The following is a 13,720-nucleotide window of genomic DNA, read 5'->3' as shown; positions in this document are numbered from 1 at the left end:
CAAAGGGCGGTGACGATAAAGAAAATTCACCTCGGATGCCAGGGTTATCCCTGGCGCGGGGCCTTGATTTTACAGGGCAGGCCACGCTTTCGAGCCTTAGTGACTGCATTTATGGCATCTGGTTCCTGAATCCCGTCGGCCCGCCCCGATCTGCGACAAAAGCGCGCACCCCCTCAAGACTTTAGTCGTATGACCGATAGGTCATGGACACCCCGCTCAAACCCCGCATGGATCGCGCTTCTCCCCAGGATCACAACATGTCTCTTCGTAATATGAATATCGCGCCGCGGGCCTTTCTCGGCTTCGCGTTGATTGGCGCGCTGATGTTGTTTCTCGGTGTGTTCGCCCTGAACCAGATGAGCAAGATCCGTGCGGCGACGGAAGACATCACCCTTAGCAGCGTGCCGAGCATTCGCGCCCTGGACGAGTTCACTCAACTGACCCTGCGCCTGCGGGTGCTGTCGTATCGCCTGCTGACCAACCGCGAGCCTGACGTCCAGCAAAAGACCCTTGAGTCTTTTGACGTGCGCAATCAGCAGATTCGTACGGCCCAGGCGGTCTACGAGAAGTTGATCGACAGCAGCGAAGAACGTGCTGCCTACGATGAATACGTGCGTCTGCTGGCCCAGTACCATCAGATTGAAGAGCGCATGAAGAGCCTGTCACGGGCCAATCAGGTTGAAGAGCTGCGCACGCTGCTGAATACCGAGCTGCTGAACAACTCGGATCAGGTCAACGCCGTATTGAACCGCCTGCTGGACATCAACAACAAGATGGCGCTGGCCACCAACCAGCAAGCCGCCGACCAGTACGACATGGCGTTTGAGCTGGTGGTGATCCTGCTGATCCTCGCCACGGCGCTGACCATGCTGTTCGCCTGGTTGCTGACCCGCAGCATCACCCTGCCGATCGCCCAGGCCCTGGATGCCGCCGAGGAAATCGCCGAAGGCAACCTGACGCGCCCGATCAAGGTGGAAGGCAACGACGAAGCCGGCCGACTACTGTTGGCAATGGCCAAGATGCAGGACAAATTGAAGGACACCTTGCAGCGCATTTCCGGCTCGGCCACCCAATTGGCCTCCGCCGCGGAAGAGCTGAATGCCGTGACCGACGAAAGCGCCCGTGGCCTGACCCAGCAAAACAACGAAATCGAACAGGCCGCCACGGCGGTGAACGAGATGACCAGCGCGGTTGAAGAAGTGGCCCGCAACGCGGTCAGCACTTCCGAAGCCTCGAAGAACGCCACGTCGTCTGCGGGCGATGGACGTGATTTGGTGCAGGAAACCGTCAGCGCCATTGAACGCATGAGCAGCGACGTGCAAGCCACTGCCACCTTGATCGGCAACCTGGCGGAAGAGTCCCGGGACATCGGCAAGGTGCTGGACGTGATTCGTGGCTTGGCTGACCAGACCAACCTGCTGGCCCTGAACGCCGCGATTGAAGCGGCGCGTGCCGGTGAAGCCGGGCGTGGTTTTGCGGTGGTGGCGGATGAGGTGCGGGCCCTGGCCCACCGCACCCAACAGTCCACCAGCGAAATCGAGCGGATGATCGGCAGCATTCAGGCCGGTACCGAGCATGCAGTGGATTCGATGCGCAACAGCACCGAGCGGGCGGAATCGACGTTGAACATCGCCAAGGGTGCGGGGATGTCGCTGGACACCATCAACACTGCCATCGTTGAAATCAACGAGCGCAACCTGGTGATCGCCAGTGCCGCCGAAGAGCAGGCGCAGGTGGCGCGGGAAGTGGATCGCAACCTGGTGAATATTCGTGACTTGTCGGTGCAGTCGGCAACCGGCGCCAGCCAGACCAGTGCGGCGAGCAGTGAGCTGTCGCGGTTGGCGGTGGATTTGAACGGGATGGTGGGGCGGTTCAGGCTTTAACGGATACCGCAGGGCTAAAAATGTGGGAGCGGGCTTGCTCGCGAATGCGGTGGATCAGATACGCATAAGGCGACTGACACACCGCTTTCGCGAGCAAGCCCGCTCCCACATTGAATATGCGCCAGCCATTCAAAACCTTTTTGACAGCACAGCAATTCAACAGGTTAGAATCGCTGGCACGCAGACTGCATGGTCAGTTTGCGCCTCGTCTTTCCTGCTCATGGAGTACTGCCTTTGAATGCGACGACCATCAACAGCCTGTTCTTGATCGGCGCGTTGCTGGTAGGTGCGAGCATTCTGGTGAGTTCTCTTTCGTCCCGCCTGGGGATTCCGATCCTGGTGATCATCCTGGCCGTGGGCATGATCGCCGGCGTCGACGGCGGCGGCATCATCTTCGATAACTACCCGACTGCCTACCTCGTGGGCAACCTCGCCCTGGCCGTGATCCTGCTCGACGGCGGACTGCGAACGCGGGTAGCCAGTTTCCGTGTAGCCCTCTGGCCTGCGTTGTCCCTGGCGACGGTCGGGGTGCTGATCACCACCGGCCTCACCGGCATGGCAGCCGCCTGGCTGTTCAACCTCAACATCATTCAAGGCCTGCTGATCGGCGCCATCGTCGGCTCCACGGACGCCGCAGCGGTGTTCTCGCTGCTGGGCGGCAAAGGCCTGAACGAACGGGTCACCGCCAGCCTGGAAATCGAATCCGGCAGCAACGACCCGATGGCGGTGTTCCTCACCGTCACCCTGATCGACATGCTTGCCAGCGGCCAGACCAGCCTGCACTGGAGCCTGCTGGGCCACCTGATCCGCGAGTTCGGCATCGGCGGCATCATCGGCCTGGGCGGCGGCTGGTTGATGCTGCAGATGGTCAACCGGATCAACCTGGCCAACGGCCTGTACCCGATCCTGGTGATTTCCGGCGGCCTTTTCGTGTTCGCCCTGACCAACGCCCTGCACGGCAGCGGCTTCCTCGCCGTTTACCTGTGCGGCCTGGTGATCGGCAACCGCCCGGTGCGCAGCCGGCACGGCATTTTGCATATGCTCGACGGCATGGCCTGGCTGGCACAGATCGGCATGTTCCTGGTGCTGGGCCTGCTGGTCACGCCCCATGATTTGCTGCCCATCGCGCTGCCGGCCCTGGGCCTGGCGCTGTGGATGATTCTCTTCGCACGGCCACTGTCTGTGATCGTCGGCCTGTTGCCGTTCAAGGCCTTCCATGGCCGAGAGAAAGCCTTTATCGCCTGGGTCGGCCTGCGCGGTGCGGTACCGATCATTCTGGCGGTGTTCCCGCTGATGGCCGGCCTGCCCCACGCGCAGCTGTACTTCAACCTGGCGTTCTTTATCGTGCTGGTGTCGTTGCTGGTGCAGGGCACGAGCCTGCCGTGGGTCGCCAAACTGTTGAAAGTGACGGTACCGCCGGAGCCTGCGCCAATTTCCCGGGCGGCCCTGGAAGTGCACGTCACCAGCGAGTGGGAGCTGTTCGTCTACCGCCTGGGCGCCGAGAAATGGTGCATCGGCGCCGCCCTGCGGGAGCTGAAAATGCCCGAAGGCACGCGGATCGCCGCGCTGTTTCGTGGCCAGCAACTGCTCCATCCGTCGGGTAGTACGGTGCTCGAAGTCGACGATCTGCTGTGCGTAATCGGCCATGAACACAACTTGCCGGCCCTCGGCAAACTGTTCAGCCAGGCACCACAACGGGGCCTCGACCTGCGCTTCTTCGGTGACTTCGTCCTGGAAGGCGACGCTCAGCTGGGCGCGGTTTCGGCCCTGTACGGGCTCAAGCTCGAGGGCATCGACCCGGACATGCCACTGAGCCGCTTCATCACCCAGAAAGTCGGCGGTGCGCCGGTCGTCGGCGACCAGGTGGAATGGAACAACACCATTTGGACCGTCGCGGTCATGGACGGGAACAAGATCGGCAAAGTCGGCGTCAGATTCCCCGAAGGAAGTCGCCCGGGCCCCGGACTCTTCCTCTAAACTGCGGGGCGACGGCGCGCCAGTCGATGTCGGGACGCCCCCTATTTTTCACCTTGCTCGACCGGTCTCTATGACAACCCTGCGCACTTTCCTCGCCACTGCCCTGCTGGGCCTGACTCTCTGCGTCGGCACCGTACACGCGGCCGACCCGCCCAGCATCGATTCCGTCCAGCAAACCCTGGACAAGCTGCCGGACCGCAAGCTGCCCGACGCCGATATGAAGGCGCTGCAAAGCATCCTGCAGCAAACGCTCACCTTCCTCGGCAACCAGCAGGACTACCAGCAGCGCCTGGTGGACCTCAAGCGCCAGCTCGAAGACGCGCCGCGCCAGACCGTCGACAACCAGCGCGAACTGACCCGCCTCAAGGCCACCAAGGTGATTCCCGTCGCCCAGCGCTACGCCACCTTGCCCGTGCCGCAACTTGAACAACTGCTGGTGCAGCGCACCACCCAGCAAGGCGACCTGCAAAAGGAACTGGCCGACGCCAACAGCCTGACCATCGCGGCCCAAACCCGTCCCGAGCGCGCCCAGACCGAAATCAGCAGCAGCCAGACACGTATCCAGCAGATCAACGCGACTCTCAAGGCAGGCAAGGACAACGGCAAGACCCTCAGCGGCGACCAGCGCAACCAGCTGAATGCCGAGTTGGCCGCCCTCAACGCCCTGATTCCCCTGCGCCGCCAGGAACTGGCCGGTAACAGCCAACTGCAAGACCTGGGCAACAGCCAGCACGACCTGGTGCTGGAAAAGACCGCGCGCCTGGAGCAGGAAATCCAGGACCTGCAAACCCTGATCAACCAGAAACGCCTGGCCCAGTCCCAGGAAACCGTGACCCAGCAGTCCATCGAAGCCCAGAAGGCCGGTGGCAGCAGCCTGCTCGCCACGGAAAGCGCGGCCAACCTGAAACTGTCCGACTACCTGCTCAAAAGCACTGACCGGCTCAACGAGCTGACCCAGAAAAACCTGCAAACCAAGCAGCAACTGGACAGCGTGACCCAAAGCGACTCGGCGCTGGACGAGCAGATCAACGTGCTCAAGGGCAGCCTGTTGCTGTCCAAGATCCTCTACAAACAGAAGCAGGCCCTCCCGCGCCTGACCGTGGACCGCGACCTGGCAGATGACATCGCCAACATTCGCCTGTACCAGTTCGAGGTCAACCAGCAGCGCGAACTGATCAGCACCCCGAGCACCTACGTCGACAGCTTGCTGGCCAACCAGCCGGCCGACCAGGTGACGCCACAACTGCGGCGCACCCTGCTGGAACTGGCGATCACCCGCAGCGACCTGCTGGAACGCTTGAGCCGGGAACTGAGCGCACTGCTCAACGAATCCATCACCCTGCAACTGAACCAGAAACAACTGCTGAGCACCGCCACCACCTTGCGGGCGACCCTCGACGAACAGATGTTCTGGATTCCCAGCAACAAGCCGCTGGATACCGAATGGCTGGAAACCGTACCGGCGCACCTGAGCAAACAGGTCAATACCCTGCCGTGGGCCTCCAGCGTCAGCGAGCTGTATGACGGCCTGACCCAGCGCCCGCTGCTGTTCCTGCCCCTGCTGTTGTTGATCGGCGCGCTGCTGTGGCGTCGCAGCTACCTGTATGCCCGGCTGAAAAAAATCCATATGGACATCGGCCACTTCAAACGCGACAGCCAGTGGCACACGCCGGTGGCGATCCTGGTGAATATCGCGCTGGCGATGCCGGTGGCCCTGGGCCTGGCACTCTGCGGCTATGCGCTGCAGATCGACGCCCGCGGGCAAAACGCCAACCTCGGCGCCGCCCTGCTGCAGATCGCCCAGGCGTGGCTGGTGTTCTACACCGCGTATCGGATCCTCGCGCCCGGCGGCGTCGCCGAGTTGCACTTCCGCTGGGAAAAACCCCAGGTCGAATTCCTCCAGGGCTGGGTACGCAAGCTCGGGCTCGTGGTACTGGCGTTGGTGGCCGTGGTGGCCATCGCCGAGCATCAGCCGGCAGCGCTGGCCGACGATGTGCTGGGCATCGGCGTGGTACTGACCTGCTACGCACTGATGGCGTGGCTGCTCGGGCGCCTGCTGCTCAACAGCCCGACTCATGAAAAAGCCTCGCTGTTTCGCAAGGCCGTGGGCCTGGTGTTTACGGCACTGCCGGTGGCGCTGTTTATCGCCGTATGTTTTGGCTACTACTACACCGCCCTCAAGCTCAGCGACCGGCTGATCAACACCTTGTACCTGCTGATGTTCTGGCTGGTGATCGAAGCCACCTTCGTACGTGGCCTGGGCGTTGCGGCACGGCGCCTGGCCTATGCGCGGGCCCTGGCCAAACGCCAGGCCGCCAAGGAAGCCGGTGAGGGTGAAGCAGTGATCGAAGAGCCGACCCTGGACATCGAACAGGTCAACGAACAGTCGATGCGCCTGATTCGCCTGGCGCTGCTGGGCGGCTTTATCGCTGCGTTGTACTGGGTATGGTCCGACTTGATCTCGGTGTTTTCCTACCTGGACAACGTCACCCTCTACGAATACACCAGCGGCACCGGCGCCAATATCAGCATGGTGCCCATCAGCATCGGCGACTTGCTCGGCGCCCTGATCATCATCGGCATCACCTTCGCCCTGGCGCGCAACCTGCCCGGCCTCCTGGAAGTGTTGGTGCTGTCCAAGCTCGACCTGGCCCAGGGCAGCGCCTACGCCACCACCACCTTGCTGTCCTATGTGATTGCCGGCGTCGGGTTTGTCTCCACCCTGTCGACCCTCGGCGTGAGCTGGGACAAGTTGCAATGGCTGGTGGCCGCGCTGTCGGTGGGGTTGGGTTTCGGGATGCAGGAAATCTTCGCCAACTTCATCTCCGGCATCATGATCCTGTTCGAGCGCCCGGTACGGATCGGCGACACCATCACCATCGGCAACCTGTCGGGCACGGTGAGCAAGATCCGCATCCGCGCCACCACCATCACTGACTTCGACCGCAAGGACATCATTGTCCCGAACAAAACGTTCATCACCGGGCAACTGATCAACTGGTCGCTGACCGACACCATCACCCGGGTCACCCTGAAACTGGGCGTGGACTACGGCTCGGACCTGGACCTGGTGAAGGAATTGCTGCTCAAGGCCGCCGCCGAAAACCCACGCGTGCTGAAGGACCCGGCGCCCCACGTGTACTTCCTCAACTTCGGTGAAAGCACCCTCGATCACGAACTGCGCATGCATGTACGGGACCTGGGCGACCGCAACCCGGTGATCGATGAGGTCAACCGCTTCATCAACCGCGAGTTCAAGAACCACCACATCAACATCTCGTTCCGGCAGATGGAGGTTTACCTGAAGAACCTGCATGGCCAGGAATACAAGCTGGTGCCGGTGGAAGAAGAAAACCGGACCATCCTGCCGCCCGCCCAGGACCAGGACCTGCCCGAGCCGCCGCCCGCCAAACTCGACTAAACGCGCTATCCCCAGCAGAATGGTCGGACATTCTGCTCAGGAGATGGCCGTTGAAAGCCCTCGACGAACTGACCTTCGACAACCGCTTCGCCCGCCTGGGCGACGGCTTCTCAACCCATGTGCTGCCCGAGCCCATCGACGAACCGCGTTTAGTGGTGGCGAGCGAGGCAGCCATGGCGCTGCTGGATCTCGACCCTGGCGTGGCCGAAACGCCGGTATTTGCCGAGCTGTTCGGCGGGCACAAGCTGTGGGCCGAGGCCGAGCCGCGGGCGATGATCTATTCCGGGCATCAGTTTGGCTCGTACAACCCGCAACTGGGGGATGGCCGCGGATTGTTGCTGGGCGAGGTGTACAACCAGGCCGGCGAGCATTGGGACCTGCACCTCAAGGGTGCCGGGCAAACCCCGTACTCGCGCATGGGCGATGGTCGTGCGGTGTTGCGCTCGTCGATCCGGGAGTTTCTGGCGTCGGAAGCACTGCATGCGCTGGGCATTCCCAGCAGTCGTGCGCTGTGTGTGATCGGTTCCACCACGCCGGTGTGGCGCGAGAAACAGGAGCGCGCCGCCATGGTGCTGCGCCTGGCCCACAGCCACGTGCGCTTTGGGCATTTCGAATATTTCTACTACACCAAGAAGCCTGAATTGCAGAAGCAATTGGCGGAGCACGTGCTGTCCCTGCACTTCCCGGAATGCATGGAACAGCCCGAGCCGTACCTGGCGATGTTCCGCGAAATCGTCGAGCGTAATGCCGAGTTGATCGCCAAGTGGCAGGCCTATGGGTTCTGCCATGGAGTGATGAACACCGACAACATGTCGATCCTCGGCATCACCTTCGACTTCGGGCCGTTTGCATTTTTGGACGATTTCGACGCGCAGTTCGTCTGCAACCACTCCGACCATGAAGGGCGTTATTCCTTCAGCAACCAGGTGCCGATCGGGCAGTGGAACCTGAGCGCACTGGCCCAGGCGTTGACGCCGTTTATCAGCGTCGAGGCGCTGCGGGAAACGCTGGGGCTGTATCTGCCGTTGTTCCAGGCCCACTACCTGGACCTGATGCGCCGCCGACTGGGCCTCACCACCGCCGAAGATGACGACCAGAAACTGGTGGAGCGCCTGCTGCAACTGATGCAGAACAGCGGCGTCGACTACACCCTGTTCTTCCGCCGGCTGGGGGATGAATCCGCCGCATTGGCCGTGGCGCGGTTGCGCGACGATTTTGTCGACCTCAAGGGATTTGATGAGTGGGCGGACCTGTACAAAGCCCGTGTGGAACGCGACGCCGGCGGCACAGAAGAACAGCGACGTGAGCGGATGCATGGGGTGAATCCGCTTTATATCCTGCGCAACTACCTGGCGCAGAACGCCATCCAGGCGGCGGAGCTTGGGGATTACAGCGAAGTGCGCCGGCTGCATGAAGTGCTGACCAAACCGTTTGAAGAGCAGCCGGGGATGGAACGATACGCCCAGCGGCCGCCGGATTGGGGGAAGCATTTGGAGATTAGTTGTTCTTCATAGCGCGACCTAGATAAAGGTCTCCACTGAAACCCCAAAGCGCTCCGCCAGCCAACGAATCTGCCGCAGGTTGAGCTGGCGTTTGCCACTAAGTACTTCAGAGACAACCGACTGCGCACCAACGCCCGGGAGATCACTTTGGGTCAAGCCATGCTCTCGCATCATTGAACGTAGCACTTCAACGCCACTGGCAACGGGCATCGGCCGGTGCTCGACATCGTAGGCCTCGATCCAGTCACTGAGGATATCCACCAGGCTCATGAGCGGGCTGGATTCATCTTCGCCTATCAGGTCCAGCAATTCGTCGAGGGCGCTGACCAAGGTATCGTAGTCCGCCTCGTTTCTTGGCTTGCGCAGCAATGGCGAAACAAATTGCCAGTGTTCGGCAGCCTGCCTGATGAGTGCGCTCATCTGATTTTCTCCTTCCATTTACCTTGCTCATATTCACGGTGATCGAACAGGTACTTGATATAAATTCGTTGTACTTGGTAATGCACGAAGGCAATCAACCTCAGCTTATTGCCCCCGATGTCAAACACATGGAACTGCCCGACTTTGTCTGTTGCAGGGAACATTCCTTTCATCGACGCAAAGTCGGCGGGACTGTTGCGTTTCATTCTGCGATACCACTCATCCAGTGCCGTGGCTGAATGCGGCCATCTTTCTTTCGCTTCCCATATCCTTTTTTCGCTGATCACTCGCATGCAACATCCTTATCGCATCTTGCTATGAAGGTTAGTCTTGCCGAAAAAATATCGCAATCTGCGATATTCCTTGGCGGACCAGTGGCGCAATTCCAAGCACCCTTCAACAGCCTAGATACGCCGCGATAGAAGTCACCACCAAAAATGTGAACGCGTACGTCACTAGCGTCGAACCTTGATAAACACCCTTCCCGGCTCCAAATAGAACCCATTGGCCACTTTCACGGAGCCCAGCATGTCCGACTCTCTAGTAATCCCCTGCCCCCACTGCAACGGTCTTAACCGCATCCCCAATGAACGCCTGGGCGATGCGCCTAAATGCGGGCGTTGCAAGCAACCGGTGCTGTTAAGCAAACCCTTTGAGCTGAAACAGGGCGATTACGCCAGCCAGATCAAGGGCGACCTGCCGTTGCTGGTGGATGTGTGGGCCGAATGGTGCGGGCCGTGCAAGTCGTTTGCGCCGGTGTTTGAGCAGGCCGCCGGGCAGTTGGCCGGGAAGTGTCGATTGGCCAAGCTCGATAGCGAGGCCAATCAGCAGTTATCCGCTCAGTTGGGGATTCGCTCGATTCCCAGCCTGATCCTGTTCAAGAATGGCCGGGAAGTGGCGCGTCAGAGCGGTGCGTTTCCGTTACCGCAGTTGATGAGCTGGCTGCGCAGTCAGGGCGTTTGAGGTAGCGGGACGCCCCGGTCCATCACCTGCCCCATCAGCAATACGCCCAATTCGCTCAATTGATGAATGGCCAACGCGACATCGCGCTGCTTGCCGGTGAGGTCGTCGGAAAGGTCGAGCAAGAGGGTGGTGACTGAGGAGAAGGTTTCGTAGGTATTGAGGATCAAGGTTTCGGTGGCTTGGCCGGGGCTGACTGTAAAAAGGTACGACGGGGGATTTGGAGTAGCTTTAAACATGGTCGACATTCCTGATTGGAGCCGCCATCTGATCGCTACTAAACGAATTAGGGTGGCAGCTGTACGCAGGTTAGTAGACCGGGAAATGTCGAAGCCGGCGCGCCCGAAGACGCCCTACGCACAGCTACCATCAAGCACAGACTCAGCGCCTGAAAGATGAAGCTTATGCACTTAACGACAAACACTCGGGCTACTAAACCCGATCACTGAGAATTCAGCGACCGAGCAACCTTAGAGACGCCCATCCAGACGCACAAGCCGGCGGATTCTGGCGTAACTGTAGGCAACGGCGCAAGACGACGATTTCCCTGTAGGAACAAAGACCAAATGTGGGAGCGGGCTTGCTCGCGAATGCGGTGAGTCAGTCAATAGAGAATTCGACTGATCCACCGCATTCGCGAGCAAGCCCGCTCCCACATGGGTGATGTGTTGCCTGCTAAATCACGCGTTTTCCAGCAAGTTATGCAATTCCACAAACTGCTGTGTCAGCTTGTGCCGTGGGTCCAGGTGGATCAGCGGCATGTTCGCCTGGTGCGATTCACGCATGCGCACCGAGCTGGTGAGGTACACCGGCAGTACCGGCAACCCTTCGGCAATCAATTCATCCAGCATCTGCTGCGGCAGGCTCGCCCGGGCCTGGAACTGGTTGACCACGATGCCTTCCACTTCCAGCCCTTCGTTGTGGTCTTCCTTCAATTCTTCGATCTCGGCCAGCAGGCCATACAGCGCCTGGCGGGAGAAGCTGTCGCAATCGAAGGGGATCAGCACGCGATCAGCGGCAATCAGCGCTGAAACGGCATAAAAGTTCAGCGCCGGCGGCGTATCCAGGTAGATCCGGTCGTAGTCCTCGCTCAATTCATCCAGCAGCTTTCGCAGCTTGTTGATCTTGTGCTTGGCCTCGAGCTTGGGCTGCAAGTCGGCCAGTTCCGCGGTGGCGGTGATGACGTGCAGGTTGTCGAACGGGGTTTCGTAGATATCCACCTGGTTCTTCTTCGAAAACGGCCCGGAAGACAGGGTTTGCTTGAAGAAGTCGGCGATTCCCATGGGGATATCGTCGCCGGTCAGCCCGGTGAGGTACTGGGTAGAGTTAGCCTGGGCATCGAGGTCCACCAACAGGGTTCGATAGCCTTCGCTGGCGCTGACCGCCGCCAGGTTGCAGGCAATGCTGGACTTGCCAACACCGCCTTTTTGGTTGAACACCACGCGCCGCATGGAAAAACCTCCGTGTATCAATGAATGACCCGAGTGTAGAGGGCAAAAGCGCCCGTTAGCTACCTCGTTTGTTCCTGTACTACAGCATCAGAGGCTCTATCTCGCATAACAATTTCCCGTCTGTCCGACAAAGCAGGAATTGCCTGACACCTGCTGCCCTACCTGCATGATGGACAATCGGTAATTCTTTCCAGCGAATTTGTAATCATCCGTGAACAATTCTTTACCAAAGTTTGCTAGAACCCCGCAGCACCGGGATAATGCGCGCCATTCGGCGATTGCACCCTGTCCCGGTATTCGGGGCCAATGGCCGCACAAGGAAGCCCGCAGGGGCGGGATAACTTCTCAGTGATCAATTTCAACATCGCCCAATGGCGCGCCTGGGCTCCCGGGCTCGAAAGCGCGGACGACTGGCGCACCTGGTGCCGGCAGCCGACATTGCTCGCCCGCACCGACGCGGCACCCGATGTGTCCTTCCTGCCGGCCATGCAGCGCCGGCGCCTGAGCCGCCTGGCGCGCATGGCCTTCAGTGTGGGCTGGCCCCTGGCCGAAGGCTTGCAACAGTTGCCATTGGTGTTTGTTTCCCGTCACGGCGAAACCCCACGCACCCTCGATATTCTCAGCGACCTGGCCAACGACGAGCCCCTGTCGCCGACCCAGTTCAGCCTGTCGGTGCATAACGCGGTGATTGGCCTGTGGTCGATCCTGCGCAATGAAACCAGTGAAATGACCGCCCTCGCCGCCGCCGGCGATGGCCTGGAGCACGGCATGCTCGAAGCCGCTGCCCTGCTCAATGAAGGCGCACCGGCTGTATTGCTGATCATTACCGAGGAACAGCCCCCCGAAGCCTATGCGCGCTGGATCGAGGACGTGCCCTTCCCCTACGCCCTCGGCCTGCTGCTGACACCGGGCGACGAGTGGCAGCTGGAACTGAATACAGCCGCTGTCCAACCCACCACCAAAGCCCAGTGGCCCCACGCCCTGAACCTGCTGCGCACCCTGCTGAACGAAGAGGGCGCCTGCCAACATGCCTGGAAGAACCGAGTATGGAACTGGCAACGCAAGTCCTGACCGAAAAGCCCCGGAAGGCCTACTACTGGCGCCTGTTCGCCACTGCCACCGCCTTCGCCCTGTTTGGCCTCGGCGGCCTGTGCCTGCGTGTCCTGGTGTTTCCGCTGCTCAGTTGCCTGCCGGGTGATGCCAAACAGCATCAGCGACGCGCCCGCCACACCATCAGCTGCCTGTTCTGGTTGTTTATCCGCATGATGATGCGCCTGGGCATCCTGACCTACAGCGTCGAAGGCGCGGAAAAGCTCGGCCGCCCGGGCCAGATGATCATTGCCAACCACCCATCGCTGGTGGACGTGGTGTTCCTGATCGCCCAGATGCGCCAGACCAACTGCGTGGTCAAGCAGAGCCTGTGGCAGAACCCCTTCACCCGAGGCCCGGTGCGCGACGCCGGCTACATCAGCAACGACGGCAGCGCCGACATGCTCGACGCCGCCGCCGATGCCCTGCGGGACGGCCAGACCCTGATCATTTTCCCGGAAGGCACCCGCACCTCACCGGGCCAGGCGCCGACCTTTCATCGCGGCGCCGCCGCCATTGCCCTGCGCGGTGCGAGCATCATCACTCCGGTAGTGATCAAGGTCAGCCCCACCACCCTGACCAAGGCCGAACCCTGGTATCGCATCCCGAATCGCCGCTTTCACTTCAGTTTGCGCGTGGGTGCCGATATAGAACCACAGGCGTTTGCCGCACAAGGGCCCGCGCCCCAGGCATCACGCAAGCTCAACGATTACCTGCACCAGTATTTTATTAAGGAGCTCGCCGAAGATGAGCGACCAACACCGCCTTGAGCACGACATAAAAACGCTGATCATCGAGGCCCTGGGCCTGGAAGACATCAGCGAGAGCGACATCGGCAACGAGCAAACCCTGTTCGGCGAAGGCCTTGGCCTGGATTCAGTCGACGCCCTGGAATTGGGCCTGGCGATCCAGAAAAAGTACGGCATCAAGATCGATGCCGACGCCAAGGACACCCGCAATCACTTCACCAACGTGGCCAGCCTCGCGGCGTTCGTCACGGCCCGACAGGCAGCTTGA

Annotated in this window: 12 protein-coding genes; 8 read left to right on the top strand and 4 right to left on the bottom strand. The window is 60.7% G+C overall.

The window, feature by feature from the left end; all coding sequences use genetic code 11:
• Positions 1 to 257: 257 nt before the first annotated feature.
• The 4 genes from HX817_RS01665 (at position 258) to selO (ending at position 8,795) form a co-directional block, all read left to right on the top strand.
• Positions 258 to 1,883 (top strand): methyl-accepting chemotaxis protein, encoded by a 1,626-nt coding sequence (locus HX817_RS01665; RefSeq protein ID WP_023659353.1) that lies wholly within the window; start codon positions 258 to 260, stop codon positions 1,881 to 1,883.
• Positions 1,884 to 2,117: 234 nt separating this feature from the next.
• Positions 2,118 to 3,860 carry a potassium/proton antiporter gene (locus HX817_RS01660; RefSeq protein WP_177039689.1) on the top strand — a complete coding sequence of 581 codons (1,743 nt, stop codon included), beginning with the start codon at positions 2,118 to 2,120 and terminating at the stop codon, positions 3,858 to 3,860.
• A gap of 70 nt (positions 3,861 to 3,930) precedes the next feature.
• Complete coding sequence (mscK, locus tag HX817_RS01655) at positions 3,931 to 7,281, top strand: mechanosensitive channel MscK (protein WP_008439184.1); 3,351 nt, start codon at positions 3,931 to 3,933, stop codon at positions 7,279 to 7,281.
• 50 nt (positions 7,282 to 7,331) lie between these two features.
• Entirely contained in the window at positions 7,332 to 8,795 is a 1,464-nt protein-coding gene (gene selO / locus HX817_RS01650) for a protein adenylyltransferase SelO (RefSeq protein ID WP_177039688.1), read from the top strand.
• Between the two features lie 6 nt (positions 8,796 to 8,801).
• On the opposite strand, the gene HX817_RS01645 is transcribed toward selO, so the two are convergent.
• Both HX817_RS01645 and HX817_RS01640 read right to left on the bottom strand, forming a co-directional pair.
• Entirely contained in the window at positions 8,802 to 9,203 is a 402-nt protein-coding gene (locus HX817_RS01645) for a type II toxin-antitoxin system HigA family antitoxin (RefSeq protein ID WP_177039687.1), read from the bottom strand.
• On the bottom strand, positions 9,200 to 9,496 hold the full coding sequence (locus HX817_RS01640; RefSeq protein WP_093202502.1) for a type II toxin-antitoxin system HigB family toxin: 297 nt from the start codon (positions 9,494 to 9,496) through the stop codon (positions 9,200 to 9,202). Before HX817_RS01640 ends, HX817_RS01645 begins: the two co-directional genes overlap by 4 nt.
• Before the next feature lie 235 nt (positions 9,497 to 9,731).
• Between HX817_RS01640 and trxC the strand changes: the two genes are divergently transcribed.
• A complete protein-coding gene (trxC, locus tag HX817_RS01635; RefSeq protein WP_003209402.1) occupies positions 9,732 to 10,166 on the top strand; it encodes a thioredoxin TrxC in 435 nt (144 codons plus the stop codon).
• Here the strand turns inward: trxC and HX817_RS01630 are convergent.
• On the bottom strand, positions 10,154 to 10,402 hold the full coding sequence (locus tag HX817_RS01630; RefSeq protein WP_003209399.1) for a DUF6124 family protein: 249 nt from the start codon (positions 10,400 to 10,402) through the stop codon (positions 10,154 to 10,156). The two genes, trxC and HX817_RS01630, sit on opposite strands and share 13 nt — an antisense overlap.
• 441 nt (positions 10,403 to 10,843) lie before the next feature.
• A complete protein-coding gene (locus HX817_RS01625; protein ID WP_003209397.1) occupies positions 10,844 to 11,614 on the bottom strand; it encodes a ParA family protein in 771 nt (256 codons plus the stop codon).
• Between the two features lie 348 nt (positions 11,615 to 11,962).
• Between HX817_RS01625 and HX817_RS01620 the strand changes: the two genes are divergently transcribed.
• The 3 genes from HX817_RS01620 to HX817_RS01610 are packed head-to-tail and all read left to right on the top strand — an operon-like array spanning position 11,963 to position 13,720.
• Positions 11,963 to 12,685, top strand: a complete 723-nt coding sequence (locus HX817_RS01620) for a beta-ketoacyl synthase chain length factor (RefSeq protein ID WP_177022516.1) — start codon at positions 11,963 to 11,965, stop codon at positions 12,683 to 12,685.
• A complete protein-coding gene (locus tag HX817_RS01615) occupies positions 12,661 to 13,473 on the top strand; it encodes a 1-acyl-sn-glycerol-3-phosphate acyltransferase (RefSeq protein WP_008439194.1) in 813 nt (270 codons plus the stop codon). The genes HX817_RS01620 and HX817_RS01615 overlap by 25 nt, the downstream gene beginning before the upstream one ends.
• Entirely contained in the window at positions 13,451 to 13,720 is a 270-nt protein-coding gene (locus HX817_RS01610; protein ID WP_008439197.1) for a phosphopantetheine-binding protein, read from the top strand. Before HX817_RS01615 ends, HX817_RS01610 begins: the two co-directional genes overlap by 23 nt.

It is taken from the genome of Pseudomonas sp. C6002, from assembly GCF_013385805.1.
Taxonomy (GTDB): Bacteria; Pseudomonadota; Gammaproteobacteria; order Pseudomonadales; family Pseudomonadaceae; genus Aquipseudomonas.
The sequence above is the reverse complement of the archived record's forward strand: the minus strand, read 5'-3'. Positions and strand labels throughout refer to the sequence as shown.

What these genes read in the sequence shown, in the direction of transcription:
- HX817_RS01665 (WP_023659353.1), top strand. Translation starts at nt 258, where the DNA reads ATGTCTCTTCGTAATATGAATATCGCGCCGCGGGCCTTTCTCGGCTTC.
- mscK (WP_008439184.1), top strand. Translation starts at nt 3,931, where the DNA reads ATGACAACCCTGCGCACTTTCCTCGCCACTGCCCTGCTGGGCCTGACT.
- HX817_RS01645 (WP_177039687.1), bottom strand. Translation starts at nt 9,203, where the DNA reads ATGAGCGCACTCATCAGGCAGGCTGCCGAACACTGGCAATTTGTTTCG.
- HX817_RS01640 (WP_093202502.1), bottom strand. Translation starts at nt 9,496, where the DNA reads ATGCGAGTGATCAGCGAAAAAAGGATATGGGAAGCGAAAGAAAGATGG.
- trxC (WP_003209402.1), top strand. Translation starts at nt 9,732, where the DNA reads ATGTCCGACTCTCTAGTAATCCCCTGCCCCCACTGCAACGGTCTTAAC.
- HX817_RS01630 (WP_003209399.1), bottom strand. Translation starts at nt 10,402, where the DNA reads ATGTTTAAAGCTACTCCAAATCCCCCGTCGTACCTTTTTACAGTCAGC.
- HX817_RS01625 (WP_003209397.1), bottom strand. Translation starts at nt 11,614, where the DNA reads ATGCGGCGCGTGGTGTTCAACCAAAAAGGCGGTGTTGGCAAGTCCAGC.
- HX817_RS01615 (WP_008439194.1), top strand. Translation starts at nt 12,661, where the DNA reads ATGGAACTGGCAACGCAAGTCCTGACCGAAAAGCCCCGGAAGGCCTAC.
- HX817_RS01610 (WP_008439197.1), top strand. Translation starts at nt 13,451, where the DNA reads ATGAGCGACCAACACCGCCTTGAGCACGACATAAAAACGCTGATCATC.